Here is a 17,507-nt window from a genome sequence, read left to right as displayed (position 1 = left end):
GCCTCAAGGCGCGGTAAACGGCAGCAGGTCGCGCGAGTCCCTGGCAGGCCTCGCGCGCGTCGCAAATCAGGATCAGGCGTAGCTTGTGGCGCCCGCCGCCGTGACCGTGACGGTCTTGCCGACAACGGCCGAGTAGCTGCTGTTCTTCACGTTGTCCACGAAGACGTATTCGCCCTTGACCTCTGCATTCGTCACCGTTACCTGCAGGTAGCCGCGCCGGATTGTGTCGGCATAGTTCAGATCGTTCACCAGGCCCAGGCCGGCTCCGATGGCGGCGTTGCCCAGTTGCGGGACGAGGGCGCTGCCGTCGAGGGCGCTGGCCAGCGCGCCGAGGCCTATCGCTTCAAAACCGGGTGCGGTGACCGAGGCCGTGGCGAACTCCACCCCAACCTTGTCGCCGGCCAGCGTCGTCACGTTGGCGAACCAGGCGTTGTGCGAGTCGCCCGACAGGGTGACGAGTTTCTTGCCCTGTGCCTTGACGGTTTGCAGGATGGCTTCGCGCTGCAGGGGATAGCCGTCCCATGCATCCAGGTTGTATGGAATGCCCGGGTTGATGGTGGGGTTGAGCAGCGCCGCCTGGGTCGGCGTCAGTGCGGCGTTGCCCGCTGCGGCGCGGGTGGCCTTGGCGGTGAGGTAATCGTTGATGGCCGTGCCGACGGCGGCCTGGTTGTCGGCGGTAGGGCTCACAAAGGCGGTGTTCTGCGCCTGCAGCACCGAGGCGGGAAGCCACATGCGGGCCATGATGTCCTGGTTGCCGAGGAACTGCCAGGTGGCGGTCGAATTGCCGATGCCGTCGGTCAGCCAGTTTTGCTGGGTGGCGCTGACCATCCGGCGGCCGGCGTCGCTGCCGCTCGTCAGGCCGGCCACGTAGCGGGCGATGCCGCCATCGGCGTCGCCGTAGCTGTCGTACTGCCGGTCGCGGCCCTCGATGCGGGTGTCGAGCATGTGCAGCGTGAGCAGCTTGCCGAAGTCGAAGCGGCGGTAGATCTTCAACGGGTTGCCGGACGCATCGGTGCGGATTGGCAGCCACTCGTGATACACGCGGGCGGCGATGTTCTTGCGCGTGGTCCAGTCGCCCTGGGTCGCGCTGTCGTGGTTGTTGGCGCTGCTTGTGTAGGCGTTGTCAGCGAACTCGTGATCGTCCCAGATGGTGATGAACGGCATCCGCGCATGCACGGCCTGCAGGCTGGCGTCGGCACGGTACAGCGCATAGCGGGTGCGATAGTCTTCCAGCGTGACGATGTCGTTGGCGGGGGCGGTGACGCGGTTGAGCGCGACGGCGTCGGCGTTGCCGAACTTGGCCGGGTCGGCGCCGTACTCGTAGATGTAGTCGCCCAGATGGATCGCGTATTCGGCGTCCGATTTGGCCGCCGCGTCGTAGGCATGGAAATAACCTGCCGAGTACAGCGCACAGGAAAACACCGCAAACTTGACCGTGCTGACCTCGCTCCCGGGCAGCGTGCGCGTGCTGCCGACCGTCGACACCACGCCGGCATCGTCGATGAAACGGTAGAAATAGCGCGTGCCGGCGCTCAGTCCGGTGGCATCCACCTTTACGGTGAAGCCGCTGTCCTGGCTGGCCGTGGCACGGCCCGACGAGACGATGGAGCCGAAACCGGCATCCCTGGCCACTTGCCAGGACAGGCCGACTGCTTCTGTCGAGCCGGGGATGCGGGCGTGAGACCACAGGATGACCCGATCCGCCAGCGGGTCGCCGCTGGCCACGCCGTAGCGGAATTCCGAGGCGCGAGGGCTGCTGCCGCTGCTGCCGCAGGCAGTCAGGAGGCTGCCGGCGGCGACGGCCGTCAGGGCGCTGGCGGTCTTGACGATGAACTGGCGGCGCTGCTTGTTCTGCGACATGGTTGATCTCCGGGAAATAGCCCTCGATTAGACAAGTGCCGCGTGACAGGCGCGTGACCCGGACACTACCTTCCGGTGGTCGGGAGCGTTACCGGGTCCACATGTACCAGAAGATAGAGCACGGGGTGTCGGGTCATCACGTTGATCCGGGTTCGCTCGGCAATGTCGTGCCCTTCGGTGACGCTCAGGCTGCCGTCGATCTCAAGATGCACGTCGGCCAGGATCATGTCGCCGGTCTTGCGGGTCTTGAGTTCATGGAAGCCCAGCACCCCGGGCACCGCCCGGATTTCGGCGCTGATGGCGGCGACCTGCTCTTCGTTGGCGGCCCGGTCGGTGAGGTCATGCAGGGCGTCCCACATGAAGCTCCAGCCCATCTTGCTGACCATGCAGCCGACCACCAGCGCGGCAATCGGGTCGAGCAGGGCGACGCCGAGCAGGTTGCCGCCGATGCCGATGCCGACCACCAGCGATGAGGCCGCATCCGAGCGGGCATGCCAGGCGTTGGCGACCAGCATGCTCGAACGCACCCGCTCGGCCACTGCCAGCATGTAGCGGAACAGCAACTCCTTGGCGATCAGTGCGCCGAGGGCCACCCACAGGGCCATCAGATGCACGGTGGGAATCGTTTCCGGCGCCTGCAACTTGTGAACGGCCGACCACGCCATGCCCACGCCTACCGCCAGCAGGAGGCTGCCGAGAACGAGCGAGGCGGCGTTCTCGTAACGCTGATGGCCGTAGTGATGGTTTTCGTCCGGTGCCTTCTTGCTGTGATGCACGGCCAGCAATACCACGAAGTCGGCGATCAGATCGGACAGGGAATGCACGCCGTCGGCAATCAGGCCCTGGGAGCCGGACAGCAGGCCGGCGGTGACCTGGGTGATGGTCAGGACGATATTGACGATCACGCTGACCCAGGTGCTGCGCTTCGTTGCCGCCTCCCGCTCCGGTGTGGCGCCTTCACTGTCCAGTTCAGCCAAGTCTCTCAGGTCACTCATTTTTCAATCACTTTCCGTTTCAATCGTTTCAGAACCCCAGGCTTGCACCGGCGCCGAACAGCGTGGCCAGGCCGAGAATCGCAAAGATCGCGGCGGCGACGGCATGTACCAGGCGCACCGGCATCCGGTGGGCAATACGGTCGCCGAGAATCACCGCCGGTACGTTGGCGAGCATCATGCCGAAGGTGGTGCCGGCCACGACCACGGCCAGATCCTGGTACTGGGCGGCCAGGGCGACGGTGGCGATCTGGGTCTTGTCGCCCATCTCGGCCAGGAAGAACGCGACGACTGTCGTGCCGAACACCCCGAAGCGGGCCAGCTTGGCATCTTCCTCGTCGAACTTGTCGGGAATCAGCGTCCAGATAGCCATGGCGATGAAGGAGACGCCCAGCACCCAGCGCAGGGTTTCCGGGCCGACCAGTGTGGTGACCCAGGTGCCGACCGCTCCTGCGAAGCCATGATTGACCAGCGTGGCGACCAGGATCCCGACGATGATGGGGACCGGCTTGCGAAACTTGGCGGCGAGGATGAAGGCGAGGAGTTGCGTCTTGTCGCCGATTTCGGCGAGGGCGACGATGCCCGTGGAGACGAGGAAGGCTTCCATTTTGATTCCCTTGGCCGGACAAGGACGAATGACCACGACGCCTCTCCGGCCAAATCCGGAGGCGAGGTGGTCAAAGGTCTTGCCAGGTACGGGACTGCCTGCGCCATGGTCCAAAGACCAAGTATGTTGACGCAGGCCCCTTCGAAAGAAGGGCGGCTACTCCCCAATGACGGCCGCGATCCTACGCGAGAAGCGGGCCGCCGTCTATCGTCCGGCGACCTCTCGGCGCAGGGGGGCGAGCAGGGACGACAGGCCGTTGTGATCGAGTTCGAGCATCAGCGCCAGCAACTGGCCGAGCTTGCCCGGCGGAAAGCCCTTGCGGGCGAACCACGCCAGGTAGTTGCCCGGCAGGTCGGCAATCACGCGGCCCTTGTACTTGCCGTAGGGCATCACGTAGGTCACCAGCAATTGCAGGTCTTCCGGGTTCATGGCGGGGTGGCGATGCGGGTGAGGATGGCGCTGAGCAGATGCCAGGCCTGGCCAACCGATTCGATGTCGACCCGTTCGCCCGGGGCGTGGGCACCGCGGATGGTCGGGCCGAAGGAGACGATGTCGAGGCCCGGATATTTGGCAGCGATGATGCCGCACTCCAGCCCGGCGTGGATCACCTGTACCTTCGATTCACTGCCGAACTCGCGGCTGAACACCGACTGGCACAGCGCCAGCAGCGGCGAGGCCGGATCGGGCGTCCACCCGGGGTAATGGCCGGAAGCCTCGGCGCGGGTGGCGGACAGCGCGAAAAGGCTGATGATCTCGTCGGCCAGCGCCGTGCTGCCGCTGTCGCGCAGGGAGCGGACCATGAAGTTGCAGCTGCCGCCCTGCGGTGTGAGCGCCACCGTGCCCAGGTTGTTGGAGGTCTCGACCACACCCGGCACGCTCAGGCTCCAGCGTCGCACACCGTGGGGCGCGGCGTGCAGTGAGGCCAGCCACACGGACTGATCGGCGGCGGCAAGCACCGCGTTGGCCTGTGCCGGGGCGAGGGCGAGGCTCACGCCTTCGTCGACGCCCTTCAATTCCTGGCGCAGCAGGGTCTGCCAGTCGGCGAGGCTGGCGGCGAGGGCCGCGGTCTGGCCTGCCGGCACGGCGATCGTGGCCCGGGCTTCGCGGGGCAGGGCGTTGCGGGCGGTGCCGCCGTTCAGGCTGGCCAGTCGCAGCGCAAAGCGGCCTTCCAGATCGCGCAGCACACGCACCAGCAGCTTGATGGCGTTGCCGCGCTCCTCGTGGATATTCACGCCGGAGTGGCCGCCGCGCAGGCTGGTCAGTTTGATCTCACAGCATTCGAAACCTGCGGGTAGGGCTTCCGGCGTGCCTTCCCGTTCCACATTCACATCCAGCCCGCCAGCGCAGCCCAGGTAAAACTCGCCCCAGTCTTCGGTATCCAGGTTGAGCATCAGGCGGCTGTTCAGCACGCCCGGCGCCAGGCCCTGGGCGCCGCCCATGCCGGCTTCTTCATCGACAGTGAGCAGGGCTTCGAGCGGGCCGTGGACGAGCTCCGGATCTTCCAATGCAGCCAGGATCAGGGCCACGCCGATGCCGTTGTCGGCGCCCAGTGTGGTGCCCTCGGCCACCAGCCAGCCGCCCTGCAGTACCGGGCGAATCGGGTCGCGGGTGAAATCGTGGGGCGTGTCGGCGTTGGCCTGGCACACCATGTCCAGGTGGGCTTGCAGCACCACGCCGGGGGCGGATTCATGGCCGGGGCTGGCGGGCTTGCGAATGATCAGGTTGCCGGCGCCATCCACCGTGGCGTCCAGGCCGCGGCTCAGGGCCCGGTCAAGCAGGTGATCGCGGAGGGTATCTTCGGCCTTCGACGGGCGCGGGATGCGGCACAGGGTGGCGAAATGGGCCCACACAGCGGCGGGCGTCAGGCTGGCGAAGACAGAGTAGGAGGTGGTGTTCATGCTTGGCTGGGCGGCAGTGAGCTGCCTATTTTAGCCGATGCACCCCGTGGGTCGGACTTCAGTCCGACAGCGCGGGCTCAGCGTCCGTGTCGGACTGAAGTCCGACCCACGGGTGCCTTACCCGCGGCAGGCGGCTGCGGCGATGTCCAGCGAGCGCAGGCGCAGAGCGGGGTCGAAGATGTCGCAGACGAGCATGAATTCGTCGGCTGCCGTTGCCTCGGCGAGGCGATTCAGGCCGTCTTTCACGGTATCCGGCCCGCCGATGACGGCTGCGCCAAGGAAGTCGCCGATGGCGGCACGTTCTTCCGGATGCAGCCCGGCCATGAAATTTTCTTCCGGTGCCTGCAGGCAGCGCCGGTCGCCGCGCAAGATGCCGAGCACGCGGCGGTGGGTGCTGCTGGCCAGAAACTCGGCCTCTTCGTCGGTGGGGGCGGCGATCAGCGGCACGCCGACGATCACGTAGGGTTTGGCGAGGGTTTCCGATGGGCGGAAGTGGCTGCGATACACCTCAAGAGCCTGCAGCAGCAGGCGCGGCGCGAAGTGCGAGGCGAAGGCGTAGGGCAGACCCCGTTCGGCCGCCAACCGGGCCGAGAACAGGCTGGAGCCGAGCAGCCAGATCGGCACCCGGGTGCCGGCGCCGGGCATGGCGACCAGGCGCTGGCCGGGCTCGGCGGGGCCCAGCAAGTGCTGCAGCTCGGCCACGTCGTGGGGGAAGTCGTCTTCCCGCTCGATGCGGTCGCGGCGCAGGGCGCGCATGGTCAGGCCGTCGGTGCCGGGCGCCCGGCCAAGACCCAGGTCGATGCGCCCCGGGTAAAGCTCGGCCAGCGTGCCGAAGGCTTCGGCAACCACCAGCGGCGCATGGTTGGGCAGCATCACGCCGCCCGAGCCGACGCGGATCGTCCGCGTGCCGCCGGCAATGTGGCCGACCAGCACCGCGGTGGCCGAACTGGCGATGCCCGGCATGTTGTGATGCTCGGCCAGCCAGTAGCGGGTGAAACCGAGGGCTTCGACGTGCTGCGCCGTGCGCAGCGAAATGGCGAGGGCTTCGGCCACCGTGCCGCCTTCACGGACGGCGACGAGGTCGAGCATGGACAGGGCGATCTGCGGGAGGGCGGGCATCGTGGGCGTGCTGGATTAAGTGGCAACAGGAAGACCGCTGGCGGAGGCGGAAGGTTCAGTGCGATGGGGGCGTGCGCACCAGTTCCTGGATCAGGGCCATCATCGCCTGCTGGGTCAGGGTGGTCGGCCGCTGTGCGCTGACCGCCAGGAAGAGCCGGCTGCACAGGGGCGGGGTGACCGGGTGGGCGAGGAGTTCGGCGGTCTTGCCGGAGGTGAGTACGGCGTTTTTCGACAGTACCGCACTGCCGGCCCCGTCGGCCACCAGGTCGAGGATGGCGGCGACGCCGTCGATCTCGAGGACGATCTTCGGGCGCAGGCCGGCGCTGGCGAGGGTGCTTTCGACCAGCATGCGGATCGAGTGGGGGCGGCTGGGAATGATCAGCGGCGTGGCGGCCAGTTCGTCGAGGGTGACCGGGCGGGGCGGCTGACCGCGGTTCTGGCGGACGAGGAAGAGTTCTTCGTCGAGCAGGTGGTGGGCCTCGATGTCGGGGGAGGACGTGGCGTTGTAGATCAGGGCGATGTCGAGGCGGCCGGAGACGAGGGATTCCTGCATGGTCACCGACAGGCCTTCGCGAATGCACAGGCTGGCCTCCGGCAGGCGCTCGCGGAAGGCCCGCGTCAGCGGCACGGTGAGCAGCTTGGCGAGGCTCGGCGGCAGGCCGACGGCGACCCGCCCGCTGAGGGCGCCGCGCACCCGGCCGAGTTCTTCCCGCGCCCGTTCCACCTGGTGCAGGATGCCGCGGCTGTGTTCGAGCAGAACCTTGCCGGCTTCGGTCAGGGTCACGCCGCGCCCGTTGCGGATCAACATGTTCTGGCGCAGCTCCACCTCCAGCAGACGGATCTGGCGGCTCAGGGCCGGTTGGGCGATATCGAGGACGATGGAGGCACGCGTGAAGCTGCCCAGCTCGGCCACGCGCACAAAGTATTCGAGTTGTTTCAGGTCCATGGCGGCCTTCTGTGGGTCGGACTTCAGTCCGCCTGCGGTGGTGGAGCGATGCGTTTGTCGGACGGAAGTCCGATCCACAAGGTATCACGAAGCGTTATAGCTGATAGAGCGTCAGACTTCTATTGCAGGGCTTGGGGCAGGCGAACAATGCGCCCATGCAAACGCCAATCAAAACCTGCTTCATGCGCGGTGGCACCTCCCGGGGGCCGTTTTTCAACGCTGCAGATCTGCCAGCCGATATCGCCACCCGCGACAAGGTGCTGCTGGCGGTGATGGGCTCGCCCGACCGGCGCCAGATCGACGGCCTCGGTGGTGCCCATCCGCTGACCAGCAAGGTCGGCATCGTCTCGAAGAGCGCCGTGCCGGGGGTCGATCTCGACTTTCTGTTCGCCCAGCTGCAGCCGGACAAGGACACCGTGGACACCACGCCCAACTGCGGCAACATGCTCGCCGCGGTGGTGCCTTTCGCCATCGAGGCCGGCATCGTTGCGCCGCGCGGCGATGTCAGCACCTTCCGCGTGCTGACCCTCAACACCGACATGCAGTGCGACATCAGCGTGCACACCCCGGGTGGCGTGGTGGAGTACGCCGGCGAGGCGCGCATCGACGGTGTGCCCGGCACTTCGGCGCCGATCACCATCAACTTCCTCGATACCGCCGGCTCGGTGTGCGCGGGCCTGCTGCCCACCGGCCGGGTGAAGGACGTGATCGAGGGCATCGAAGTCACCTGCATCGACAACGGCATGCCGCTGGTGATGTTCCGCGCCGCCGACGTGGGCCGCACGGGTTACGAGAGCGTCTCCGATCTCAACGCCGACACCGAACTGAAGGACCGCATCGAGCGCCTGCGCATTGCCTGCGGCCACGCCATGGGCCTGGGCGACGTGAGCAGCAAGAACTACCCGAAGATGACGCTGATCGCCCCGCCGCAAAACGGCGGCAGCCTCAGCACGCGCAGCTTCATTCCCCATGTCTGCCACGACGCCATCGGCGTGCTGGCGGCCGTGACAGTCGGCACCGCCTGCGTGCTGGACGGTTCGGTGACCGACGGCATCGCCGTGATGCCGGAAGGCAAGGTCAAGAACGTGTCGGTGGAACACCCCACCGGCGAGTTTTCGGTGGCCCTCGAAATCGATCCGGCCAACCCGCAGAACGTCACCCGTGCCGCGCTGCTGCGCACTGCCCGCCTGATCATGCGCGGCGAGGCGATGGTGCCGGCGGTGGTGTGGGATGGCAAAAGCGGCGCTGGGGCACTGAATGAACGGTCCGAGGTTTGATATTTAAAAAAGGCATAGCTGCTAGATAGCCAGGCCGCTTTTGCAGGGTCCTGGGCTTTGGAACAATGCCGTCATACCAGCACAGAACAACGGAGGAACACCCCATGATCATCGACATCCACGGCCACTACACCACCGCGCCCAAGGCCCTCGAAGACTGGCGCAACCGCCAGATCGCCGGCATCAAGGACCCGTCGGCCATGCCGAAGGTGTCCGAGCTGAAAATCAGCGACGACGAACTGCGCGAAACCATCGAGACCAACCAGCTCAAGCTGATGAAGCAGCGCGGCTCCGACCTGACCATCTTCTCGCCCCGCGCCAGCTTCATGGCCCATCACATCGGCGACTTCAACGTCAGTTCGACCTGGGCGGCCATCTGCAACGAGCTGTGCTTCCGCGTCTCCGAACTCTTCCCCGACAACTTCATCGGCGCCGCCATGCTGCCGCAGAGCCCGGGCGTCGATCCGGCCACCTGCATCCCCGAGCTGGTGAAGTGCGTCGAGCAGTACGGCAACGTCGGCATCAACCTCAACCCGGACCCCTCCGGCGGCCACTGGACCAGCCCGCCGCTGTCGGACCGTTCCTGGTATCCCATCTACGAAAAGATGGTCGAGTACGACATTCCGGCCATGGTGCACGTGTCCACCAGCTGCAACTGCGCCTTCCACACCACCGGCGCCCACTACCTGAACGCCGACACCACCGCCTTCATGCAGTGCCTCACCTCCGACCTGTTCACCGATTTCCCGACCCTCAAGTTCGTGATTCCCCACGGCGGCGGCGCGGTGCCCTACCACTGGGGCCGTTTCCGTGGCCTGGCCCAGGAGCTGAAGAAGCCGCTGTTGAAGGATCACCTGCTCAACAACATCTTCTTCGACACCTGCGTCTATCACCAGCCGGGCATTGACCTGCTGACCAAGGTGATTCCGGTGGACAACATCCTGTTCGCCTCCGAAATGATCGGCGCCGTGCGCGGCATCGACCCGGAAACCGGCCACTACTTCGACGACACCAAGCGCTACATCGAAGGCACCCTGAACCTGTCCGCCGAAGACCGCTTCAAGGTGTACGAAGGCAACGCCCGCCGCGTCTATCCGCGCCTCGACGCCGCCCTCAAGGCCAAGGGCCTGTAAGCGACTTCCCTGTGTCTGTGGGTCGGACTTCAGTCCGACACCCGCACCCGATCACACGTGCTGTCGGACTGAAGTCCGACCCACAGAAAAAGCAATCAAGGAGACTCCCATGACTCTGCCCATGAACACCCTCGGCGTCGTGAAGCGCAACATCGTGCGCGCCGACAAGGCCGCTGTCGAAAAACTGTCCCGTTTCGGCGTCGCCACCATCCACGAAGCGATGGGCCGCGTCGGCCTGATGAAGCCCACCATCCGCCCGATCTACACCGGCGCCCACAGCTGCGGCACCGCCGTCACCGTGCTGCTGCAGCCGGGCGACAACTGGATGCTCCACGTGGCCGCCGAGCAGATCCAGCCAGGCGACGTGGTCGTCGCCGCCTGCATCGCCGACAGCACCGACGGCTTCTTCGGCGACCTGCTGGCCACCTCCTACCAGTCCCGCGGCGCCAAGGGGCTGATCATCGACGGCGGCGTGCGCGACGTGAAGGACCTCACCGCCATGGGCTTTCCGGTGTTCAGCCGGGCCATCCACGCCAAGGGCTGCACCCGCGCCACGCTCGGTTCGGTGAACGTGCCGGTGGTGTGTGCCGGCGCCATCGTCAATCCGGGTGACGTGGTCATCGCCGACGACGACGGCGTGGTGGTGGTGCCCGCCGCCATCGCCCAGCAGGTGGCCGACGCCGCCGAAGCCCGCGAGAACAACGAGACCGCCAAGCGCGCCCGCTTTGCCGCCGGCGAGCTGGGGCTGGACATGTATTCGCTGCGCGAACCCCTCGCGAAAGCGGGCCTGAAGTACATCGACTAAGACGAGATCGACATGGAATTCACCAAGACTCCCGGCTGGCTCGACTGGTACGCCGGCCCGTCCAAGCCCCGCTTCCAGCTGCCCGCCGGCGCCGTCGATGCCCACTGCCACGTGTTCGGCCCGGGGGCAGAGTTTCCCTTCGCCCCGGAGCGCAAGTACACGCCGTGCGATGCCTCCAAGGCCCAGCTCTTTGCGCTGCGCGACCACCTGGGCTTTGAGCGCAACGTGATCGTCCAGGCCACCTGCCACGGCTCCGACAACCGGGCCCTGGTGGATGCGCTGGTGCACTCCGATGGCAAGGCCCGCGGTGTGGCCACCGTCAAGCGCAGCATCTCCGACCAGGAGCTGAACGACCTCCACGCCGCCGGCGTGCGCGGTGTGCGCTTCAACTTCGTCAAGCGCCTGGTGGACTTCACCCCCAAGGACGAGCTGCTGGAGATCGCCTCGCGCATCGCCCCGTTGGGCTGGCACGTGGTGATCTACTTCGAGGCGGTGGATCTGCCCGAGCTGTGGGACTTCTTCACCGCGCTGCCCACCACGGTGGTCGTCGACCACATGGGCCGCCCGGACGTGAGCAAGCCCGTCGATGGGCCGGAGTTCGAACTCTTCCTCAAGTTCATGCGCGAGCACAAGAACGTGTGGAGCAAGGTGAGCTGCCCGGAACGCCTGTCCGTCACCGGCCCCAAGGCCCTCAACGGCGAACAGAACGCGTACCAGGACGTGGTGCCCTTCGCCCGCCGCGTGGTCGAGGAATTCCCCGACCGCGTGCTGTGGGGCACCGACTGGCCGCACCCCAACCTCAAGGATCACATGCCCGACGACGGCCTGCTGGTGGACTTCATCCCCCACGTTGCCCCGACGGCCGAACTGCAGCAGAAGCTTCTGGTGGATAACCCCAAGCGACTCTACTGGCCCGAAGAAGCACAATAGTCGACGCTGAGGAGACACAACATGGCACTCGACAAGCCCTATAAAGACGTACCCGGAACGACGATTTTTGACGCCGAGCAATCGCGCAAGGGTTACCACCTGAACCAGTTCTGCATGTCGCTGATGAAGGCCGACAACCGCGCCCGCTTCAAGGCCGACGAGCGCGCCTACCTGGACGAATGGGCGATGACGGAAGACCAGAAGCTGGCCGTGCTGGCCCGTGATCTGAACCGCTGTATCGCGCTGGGCGGCAACATCTACTTTCTCGCCAAGATCGGCGCCACCGACGGCAAGAGCTTCCAGCAGATGGCCGGCAGCATGACCGGCCTGAGCGAAGAGCAATACCGCGACATGATGATCAAGGGCGGCCGCTCCGCCGAGGGCAACCGCTACATCGGCGAGGACGGCGACGCCCAGGCCCATCATCAGCCGCAAGGCGGCAAGAAGGACTGACCATGGCCAAGATCACTGCATCCGTTTACACCTCCCACGTGCCGGCCATCGGTGCCGCCATCGACACCGGCAAGACCACCGATCCCTACTGGGTGCCGCTCTTCAAGGGCTACGAGCCGTCCAAGAGCTGGATGGAAGCCAGCAAGCCGGACGTTATCTTTCTGGTCTATAACGACCACGCCACGGCCTTCAGCCTGGAGATGATTCCGACCTTCGCCATCGGCTGTGCCGCCGAGTTCAAGCCCGCCGACGAAGGCTACGGCCCGCGTCCGGTGCCCACCGTCATCGGCCACCCGGAACTCGCCTCGCACATCGCCCAGTCGGTGATCCAGGACGATTTCGATCTGACCATCGTCAACAAGATGGACGTGGACCACGGCCTCACCGTGCCGCTCAACCTGCTGTGCGGCTCGCCCGACGCCTGGCCCTGCCCGGTGATTCCCTTCGCGGTCAACGTGGTGCAATACCCGGTGCCCTCCGGCCAGCGCTGCTTCAACCTGGGCAAGGCCATCCGCAAGGCCATCGAATCCTACGACGAGCCCCTCAAGGTGCAGATCTGGGGCACCGGCGGCATGAGCCACCAGCTGCAGGGCCCGCGCGCCGGTCTCATCAACCGCGAATGGGACAACGCCTGGCTCGACAAGCTGATCGCCGACCCGGCCGCCGCCGCCGCCGTGCCGCACATCGAGTACGTGCGCGAAGCCGGCTCCGAAGGCATCGAGCTGGTCATGTGGCTGATTGCCCGTGGCGCCATGGACGACGTGGCCGGTGGCCCGGCGCCCACCGTGGCCCACCGTTTCTATCACGTCCCCGCCTCCAACACCGGCGTGGGCCACCTGATCCTGGAGAACAAACAATGAACGCCACAAACAACAAGACCATCAAGGTCGCCCTGGTCGGCGCCGGTGCCTTCGGCATCAAGCACCTGGACGGCATCAAGAACATCGACGGCGTTGAAGTCGTGTCGCTGATCAGCCGCGAACGGGAGGCCACCCAGGCCATCGCCGCCCAGTACGGCATCGCCCACGTGTCCACCGAGCTGGACGACGCATTGGCGCTGCCCGAAGTGGACGCGGTGATCCTGTGCACGCCGACCCAGATGCACGCCTCCCAGGCCATCGCCTGCCTCAAGGCCGGCAAGCACGTACAGGTCGAGATCCCGCTGGCCGACAGCTGGAAGGATGCCGAGGAAGTGGTGTACCTGCAGAAGGAGAAGGGCCTCGTCGCCATGTGCGGCCACACCCGCCGCTTCAACCCCAGCCACCAGTTCGTGCACAAGAAGATCGAGGGTGGCGAGTTCAACATCCAGCAGATGGATGTGCAGACCTACTTCTTCCGCCGCAGCAACATCAACGCCCTCGGCCAGCCGCGCAGCTGGACCGACCACCTGCTGTGGCACCACGCCGCCCACACCGTGGACCTGTTCGCCTACCAGTGCGGCAGCCCCATCGTGCAGGCCAATGCCATCCAGGGCCCGATCCACCCGACGCTGGGCATCGCCATGGACATGAGCATCCAGCTCAAGGCCGCCAACGGCGCCATCTGCACCCTGAGCCTGTCGTTCAACAACGACGGCCCGCTCGGCACCTTCTTCCGCTACATCGGCGACACGGCCACCTACATCGCCCGCTACGACGACCTGTTCAACGGCAAGGAAGAGCAGATCGACGTGTCGAAAGTGGATGTGTCGATGAACGGCATCGAGCTGCAGGACCGCGAATTCTTCGCCGCCATCCGCGAAGGCCGCGAGCCCAACGCCAGCGTCGCCAGCGTGCTGCCCTGCTACAAAGTGCTGCACCAGCTCGAACAGCAACTCAACGCCTGACGCTCCTGTGGGTCGGACTTCAGTCCGACAACGCAGGTTCAGCCAGTTTTGTCGGACTGAAGTCCGACCCACGGGGAATGTATTGACATGACGCAACGCACCATCGGCCCCTTCCAGGTTTCTCCCATCGGCCTCGGCTGCATGAATCTCAGCCATGCCTACGGCGTGCCGCCGGGGCCGGAGGCGGGCGCGGCGGTGCTCTTGAAGGCCCTCGACGCCGGTGTCGACTTCTTCGACACGGCAGCCCTGTACGGTTTCGGTGCCAACGAAAGCCTCCTCGGCCGGGTGCTCGCCCTGCACCGCGCGCGCTTCGTGCTGGCCAGCAAATGTGGCATGCACGGCGTGGACGGCAAGCGGGTCATCGACGGCCGGCCGGAAAGCATCCGGGCCAGCGTCGAGGCCAGCCTGACTCGCCTGAACACCGAAGTCATCGATCTGCTCTACCTGCACCGCTGGGACAAGCAGGTGCCGATTGAAGACAGCGTCGGCGCCATGGCCGGGCTGGTGGCCGCCGGCAAGGTGCGCGCGCTGGGCCTGTCGGAAGTGTCGGCCGACACCCTGCGCAAGGCCCACGCAGTGCATCCCATCGCCGCGCTGCAGACCGAATATTCCCTGTGGACGCGCAACCCCGAAATTGCCGGGCTGGCAGCCTGCCGTGAACTCGGCGTGGCCTTCGTCGCCTTCAGCCCGCTGGCCCGCGGCTTTCTGTGCGCACCGCTGGATGTGAGCACGCTCGACGGCAAGGACATCCGTCGCAGCATGCCGCGCTTCTTCCCCGACAACTACGCCGCCAACCTGCGCCTTTTCGACGCTTATGCGGCGCTGGCGCAGGAAGCCGGCTGCACCCCGTCGCAACTGGCTCTGGCCTGGCTGCTGGCCAAGGGCGAGGACATCGTGCCGATTCCCGGCACCACCTCCATCGCCCACCTCGAAGAAAACCTCGGTGCCGCCCAGGTTCGTCTGTCGCCCGCGCTGATGGCGCGTGTCGACGCGCTGATCAACCAGAACACCGTCACCGGCACCCGCTACAACGCCCCCACCCAGACCGAAATCGACACCGAAGAGTTCGCGCCCCAGGCCTGAACTCGCCCGTCCCCGTGGGTCGGACTTCAGTCCGACTCCCCCCGCCAATTTCCGCTCCGTAATAGCCCCCGACTCCATGCTGGAAATCCTGGCCATCACCACGCCCATCTTCACCCTCATCGGCATGGGCTACCTGGCCGTGCGGCTGAATATCTACCCCAAGGCCCACCTGTCGGCACTGGGCGCCTTCGTGATCCGCATCGCGCTGCCGGTGCTGGTCTTCAAGTCGATCTCCCAGCGCTCCTTTGCCGAGGTGATGAACTTTCCCTACCTCGGCGCCTACCTGTTCGGTTCGCTGCTGATGCTGGGCGTCGGCCTGGCCTGGGCCAAGCTGGTGCGCGGGCAGGACCTGGAGCAGGCCAGCCTGATCGGCATGGGCATGTGCTCGGCCAACAGCGCTTACGTCGGCTACCCGATTGCCGTTCAGGTGATCGGACCGACGGCGTCGATGGCGCTGGCGCTGTCGATGATTATCGAGAACATGCTGGTCCTGCCTCTGTGTCTGGCCCTCGGCGAAAGCGGCGGGGCGCGGCACGAGCCCTTCTGGCGGGTTTTCGGGCGGGCCATTCTTGGCCTGCGCAAAAGCTCGCTGGTGGTGGCCATCTTTGCGGCCTTCCTGTTTTCCCTCTTCCAGCTCGGCCTGCCGGCGCAGGTGAACAAGGCCGTGGACATGCTCGCCGGGGCCTCGGCACCGGTAGCCCTGTTCTTCATTGGCGGCAGCCTGGTGGGTTTGCCGCTGAAGGATGTGCTGCTGGATGTGGGGGTGGTGAGCTTTGCCAAGCTGGTGCTGCACCCGCTGGCGGTGCTGGGCGGGCTGTGGCTGTTCGGGCCGGTGGACCCGCTGCTGGCGGCCGGCGCCATCCTGCTGGCCAGCGCACCGATGCTCAGCATCTACCCGATCTTCGGCCAGCGTCACGGCAAGGAAGGCTTCTGCGCCGCCACCCTGCTGGTGGCCACGGTGGCGGCCTTCGTCACCATCGCCACGGTGATCTGGCTGCTCCACGCCAGCGGCATGGTCGCCGCGGTGCGCTGAGCGTCCGTACAAATCATAAAGAGAGCAAGTCATGACTACGAGCGAGACGGCCACCTTGCGTGAACGCATGCGTGCCGCCCTGGCGGTGGGCAAGGTGCGCTGGGGCATGTTGGCCCTGGTGTTCTTTGCCACCACCCTCAATTACATCGACCGTGCCGCGCTGGGCGTGATGCAGCCGGTGCTGGCCAAGGCGATGAACTGGACTGCCCAGGACTACGCCAACATCAACTTCTGGTTCCAGGTGGGCTACGCCATCGGCTTTGCCGTGCAGGGCCGCTTCATCGACCTGGTGGGTGTCAAGCGGGCCTTCGCGCTGGCGGTGCTGCTGTGGAGCATTGCCGCGGCGGCCCATGGCGTGGCGGCGTCGGCGGTGGGTTTCATGGTGTGCCGCTTCTTCCTCGGCCTGACCGAAGCCGCCAACTACCCGGCCTGCGTCAAGACTACCCGCAGCTGGTTTCCGGCCGGCGAGCGGGCCATGGCCACCGGCATCTTCAACGCCGGCACCAACGTGGGGGCCATGCTTACGCCGGTGATGTTGCCCTTCATCCTCACCACCTGGGGCTGGCAGGCGGCCTTCTTCGCCATCGGCGCACTGGGCGCGGTGTGGCTGCTGTTCTGGCTGCTCAAGTACAACAATCCCGAAGAGCATCCCGCCCTGAGTGCCGGCGAGCTGGCCTATATCCAGAAGGATGTGGAGCCCAAACCCGTCCGCGTGCCGTACGCGCAGATCCTGCGCATGCGTGGCACCTGGGCCTTTGCGCTGGCCTTCGCGATCACCGCGCCGGTGTTCTGGTTCTACCTGTACTGGCTGCCGCCCTTCCTCAACCAGCAGTACAGCCTGGGCATCAGTGTCAGCCAGATGGGCATTCCGCTGATTGTCATCTACCTCACCGCCGACTTCGGCAGCGTGGGCGGCGGGGCGCTGTCGTCCTTCATGATCGGCCGCGGCATGCCGGCGGTGCGGGCGCGTTTGCTGTCGATGCTGATCTGCGCCACCTGCATCACCTCGATCATCTTTGCCGCCGGGGCGAGCAGCCTGTGGATGGCCGTCGCCGCCATCTCGCTGGCCATCGGCGCCCACCAGGCGTGGACGGCCAACATCTGGAGTCTGGTGATGGACTACACCCCGCGCCACATGGTGGGCTCGGTGTTCGGCTTCGGCGGCATGATCGGCTCGCTGGGCGGCATGTTCATGACCCAGCTGGTCGGCTATGTGCTGACCGCCACCGACAACAACTACTCGGTGCTGTTCACGATGATCCCCTGCACCTACTTCATCGCGCTGGTATGGCTGTACTTCATGGCCCCGCGCCAGGTGATGGACGTACCGGCGTAATTCAGGCTCCCCCTGTGGGTCGGACTTTAGTCCGACAGCGCCCGGCTCAACGCGTGTTGTCGGACTGAAGTCCGACCCACGGGGGCGGGCGTGGGTTTTTGCTTTGGCAGCGCCGCTTTCGGGGTTGGTGGCGGTCTGTGTGTCGATGTCAGTCTGGCCCCGCGGCAGGTGAGGGCGGTGCCGGCGTGAGTGCCGTTCCCCCTGTGGGTC

The 17,507-nt window shown here is 66.1% G+C and carries 17 protein-coding genes and 1 riboswitch; of the genes, 10 read left to right on the top strand and 7 right to left on the bottom strand.

Going from position 1 to position 17,507, the window contains the following annotated elements; all coding sequences use genetic code 11:
• Window positions 1–72: 72 nt before the first annotated feature.
• The 7 genes from ETQ85_RS15900 to ETQ85_RS15870 all read right to left on the bottom strand — a co-directional run bounded on the left by ETQ85_RS15900 (window position 73) and on the right by ETQ85_RS15870 (window position 7,422).
• Window positions 73–1,860 carry an alkaline phosphatase D family protein gene (locus ETQ85_RS15900; RefSeq protein ID WP_148580064.1) on the bottom strand — a complete coding sequence of 596 codons (1,788 nt, stop codon included), beginning with the start codon at window positions 1,858–1,860 and terminating at the stop codon, window positions 73–75.
• A 65-nt stretch (window positions 1,861–1,925) separates the two neighbouring features.
• The gene (locus ETQ85_RS15895; protein ID WP_148580063.1) at window positions 1,926–2,855 is read right to left on the bottom strand and encodes a cation diffusion facilitator family transporter; all 930 of its coding nucleotides are present in this window, start codon (window positions 2,853–2,855) and stop codon (window positions 1,926–1,928) included.
• Window positions 2,856–2,883: 28 nt separating this feature from the next.
• The gene (locus ETQ85_RS15890; protein ID WP_148580062.1) at window positions 2,884–3,459 is read right to left on the bottom strand and encodes a TMEM165/GDT1 family protein; all 576 of its coding nucleotides are present in this window, start codon (window positions 3,457–3,459) and stop codon (window positions 2,884–2,886) included.
• A gap of 3 nt (window positions 3,460–3,462) precedes the next feature.
• Window positions 3,463–3,636, bottom strand: a riboswitch (yybP-ykoY riboswitch).
• Between the two features lie 27 nt (window positions 3,637–3,663).
• Entirely contained in the window at window positions 3,664–3,888 is a 225-nt protein-coding gene (locus tag ETQ85_RS15885) for a DUF3820 family protein (RefSeq protein ID WP_148580061.1), read from the bottom strand.
• Window positions 3,885–5,357, bottom strand: coding sequence for an aminoacyl-histidine dipeptidase (locus tag ETQ85_RS15880; RefSeq protein ID WP_148580060.1), 1,473 nt, complete (start codon window positions 5,355–5,357; stop codon window positions 3,885–3,887). The genes ETQ85_RS15885 and ETQ85_RS15880 overlap by 4 nt, the downstream gene beginning before the upstream one ends.
• A gap of 117 nt (window positions 5,358–5,474) precedes the next feature.
• On the bottom strand, window positions 5,475–6,476 hold the full coding sequence (locus ETQ85_RS15875; protein ID WP_148580059.1) for an LLM class flavin-dependent oxidoreductase: 1,002 nt from the start codon (window positions 6,474–6,476) through the stop codon (window positions 5,475–5,477).
• A gap of 55 nt (window positions 6,477–6,531) precedes the next feature.
• Window positions 6,532–7,422: a LysR substrate-binding domain-containing protein gene (locus ETQ85_RS15870; protein ID WP_148580058.1), complete on the bottom strand. Its 891-nt coding sequence runs from the start codon at window positions 7,420–7,422 to the stop codon at window positions 6,532–6,534.
• Between the two features lie 155 nt (window positions 7,423–7,577).
• Here ETQ85_RS15870 and ETQ85_RS15865 point away from each other — a divergent pair, with 155 nt between their 5' ends.
• The 10 genes from ETQ85_RS15865 to ETQ85_RS15820 all read left to right on the top strand — a co-directional run bounded on the left by ETQ85_RS15865 (window position 7,578) and on the right by ETQ85_RS15820 (window position 17,297).
• A complete protein-coding gene (locus ETQ85_RS15865) occupies window positions 7,578–8,699 on the top strand; it encodes a 4-oxalomesaconate tautomerase (RefSeq protein ID WP_148580057.1) in 1,122 nt (373 codons plus the stop codon).
• Between the two features lie 104 nt (window positions 8,700–8,803).
• Window positions 8,804–9,832, top strand: a complete 1,029-nt coding sequence (locus tag ETQ85_RS15860; RefSeq protein WP_148580056.1) for an amidohydrolase family protein — start codon at window positions 8,804–8,806, stop codon at window positions 9,830–9,832.
• Window positions 9,833–9,941: 109 nt separating this feature from the next.
• Window positions 9,942–10,637, top strand: a complete 696-nt coding sequence (gene ligK, locus ETQ85_RS15855; RefSeq protein ID WP_148580055.1) for a 4-carboxy-4-hydroxy-2-oxoadipate aldolase/oxaloacetate decarboxylase — start codon at window positions 9,942–9,944, stop codon at window positions 10,635–10,637.
• A 12-nt stretch (window positions 10,638–10,649) separates the two neighbouring features.
• The gene (locus ETQ85_RS15850) at window positions 10,650–11,567 is read left to right on the top strand and encodes an amidohydrolase family protein (protein ID WP_148580054.1); all 918 of its coding nucleotides are present in this window, start codon (window positions 10,650–10,652) and stop codon (window positions 11,565–11,567) included.
• Window positions 11,568–11,588: 21 nt separating this feature from the next.
• Window positions 11,589–12,020 carry a protocatechuate 4,5-dioxygenase subunit alpha gene (gene ligA / locus ETQ85_RS15845; protein WP_148580053.1) on the top strand — a complete coding sequence of 144 codons (432 nt, stop codon included), beginning with the start codon at window positions 11,589–11,591 and terminating at the stop codon, window positions 12,018–12,020.
• Window positions 12,021–12,022: 2 nt separating this feature from the next.
• Complete coding sequence (locus ETQ85_RS15840; RefSeq protein ID WP_148580052.1) at window positions 12,023–12,880, top strand: class III extradiol dioxygenase subunit beta; 858 nt, start codon at window positions 12,023–12,025, stop codon at window positions 12,878–12,880.
• Window positions 12,877–13,845 carry a Gfo/Idh/MocA family oxidoreductase gene (locus tag ETQ85_RS15835; protein WP_148580051.1) on the top strand — a complete coding sequence of 323 codons (969 nt, stop codon included), beginning with the start codon at window positions 12,877–12,879 and terminating at the stop codon, window positions 13,843–13,845. Before ETQ85_RS15840 ends, ETQ85_RS15835 begins: the two co-directional genes overlap by 4 nt.
• An 87-nt stretch (window positions 13,846–13,932) precedes the next feature.
• The gene (locus tag ETQ85_RS15830) at window positions 13,933–14,928 is read left to right on the top strand and encodes an aldo/keto reductase (RefSeq protein ID WP_148580050.1); all 996 of its coding nucleotides are present in this window, start codon (window positions 13,933–13,935) and stop codon (window positions 14,926–14,928) included.
• A gap of 76 nt (window positions 14,929–15,004) precedes the next feature.
• Window positions 15,005–15,961, top strand: a complete 957-nt coding sequence (locus tag ETQ85_RS15825) for an AEC family transporter (RefSeq protein ID WP_148580049.1) — start codon at window positions 15,005–15,007, stop codon at window positions 15,959–15,961.
• Window positions 15,962–15,992: 31 nt separating this feature from the next.
• The gene (locus ETQ85_RS15820; protein WP_148580048.1) at window positions 15,993–17,297 is read left to right on the top strand and encodes an MFS transporter; all 1,305 of its coding nucleotides are present in this window, start codon (window positions 15,993–15,995) and stop codon (window positions 17,295–17,297) included.
• Window positions 17,298–17,507 lie beyond the last annotated feature (210 nt).

It is taken from the genome of Zoogloea oleivorans (genome assembly GCF_008107625.1).
Taxonomy (GTDB): domain Bacteria; phylum Pseudomonadota; class Gammaproteobacteria; order Burkholderiales; family Rhodocyclaceae; genus Zoogloea; species Zoogloea oleivorans.
This window is presented reverse-complemented; position numbering and strand designations above follow the sequence as displayed.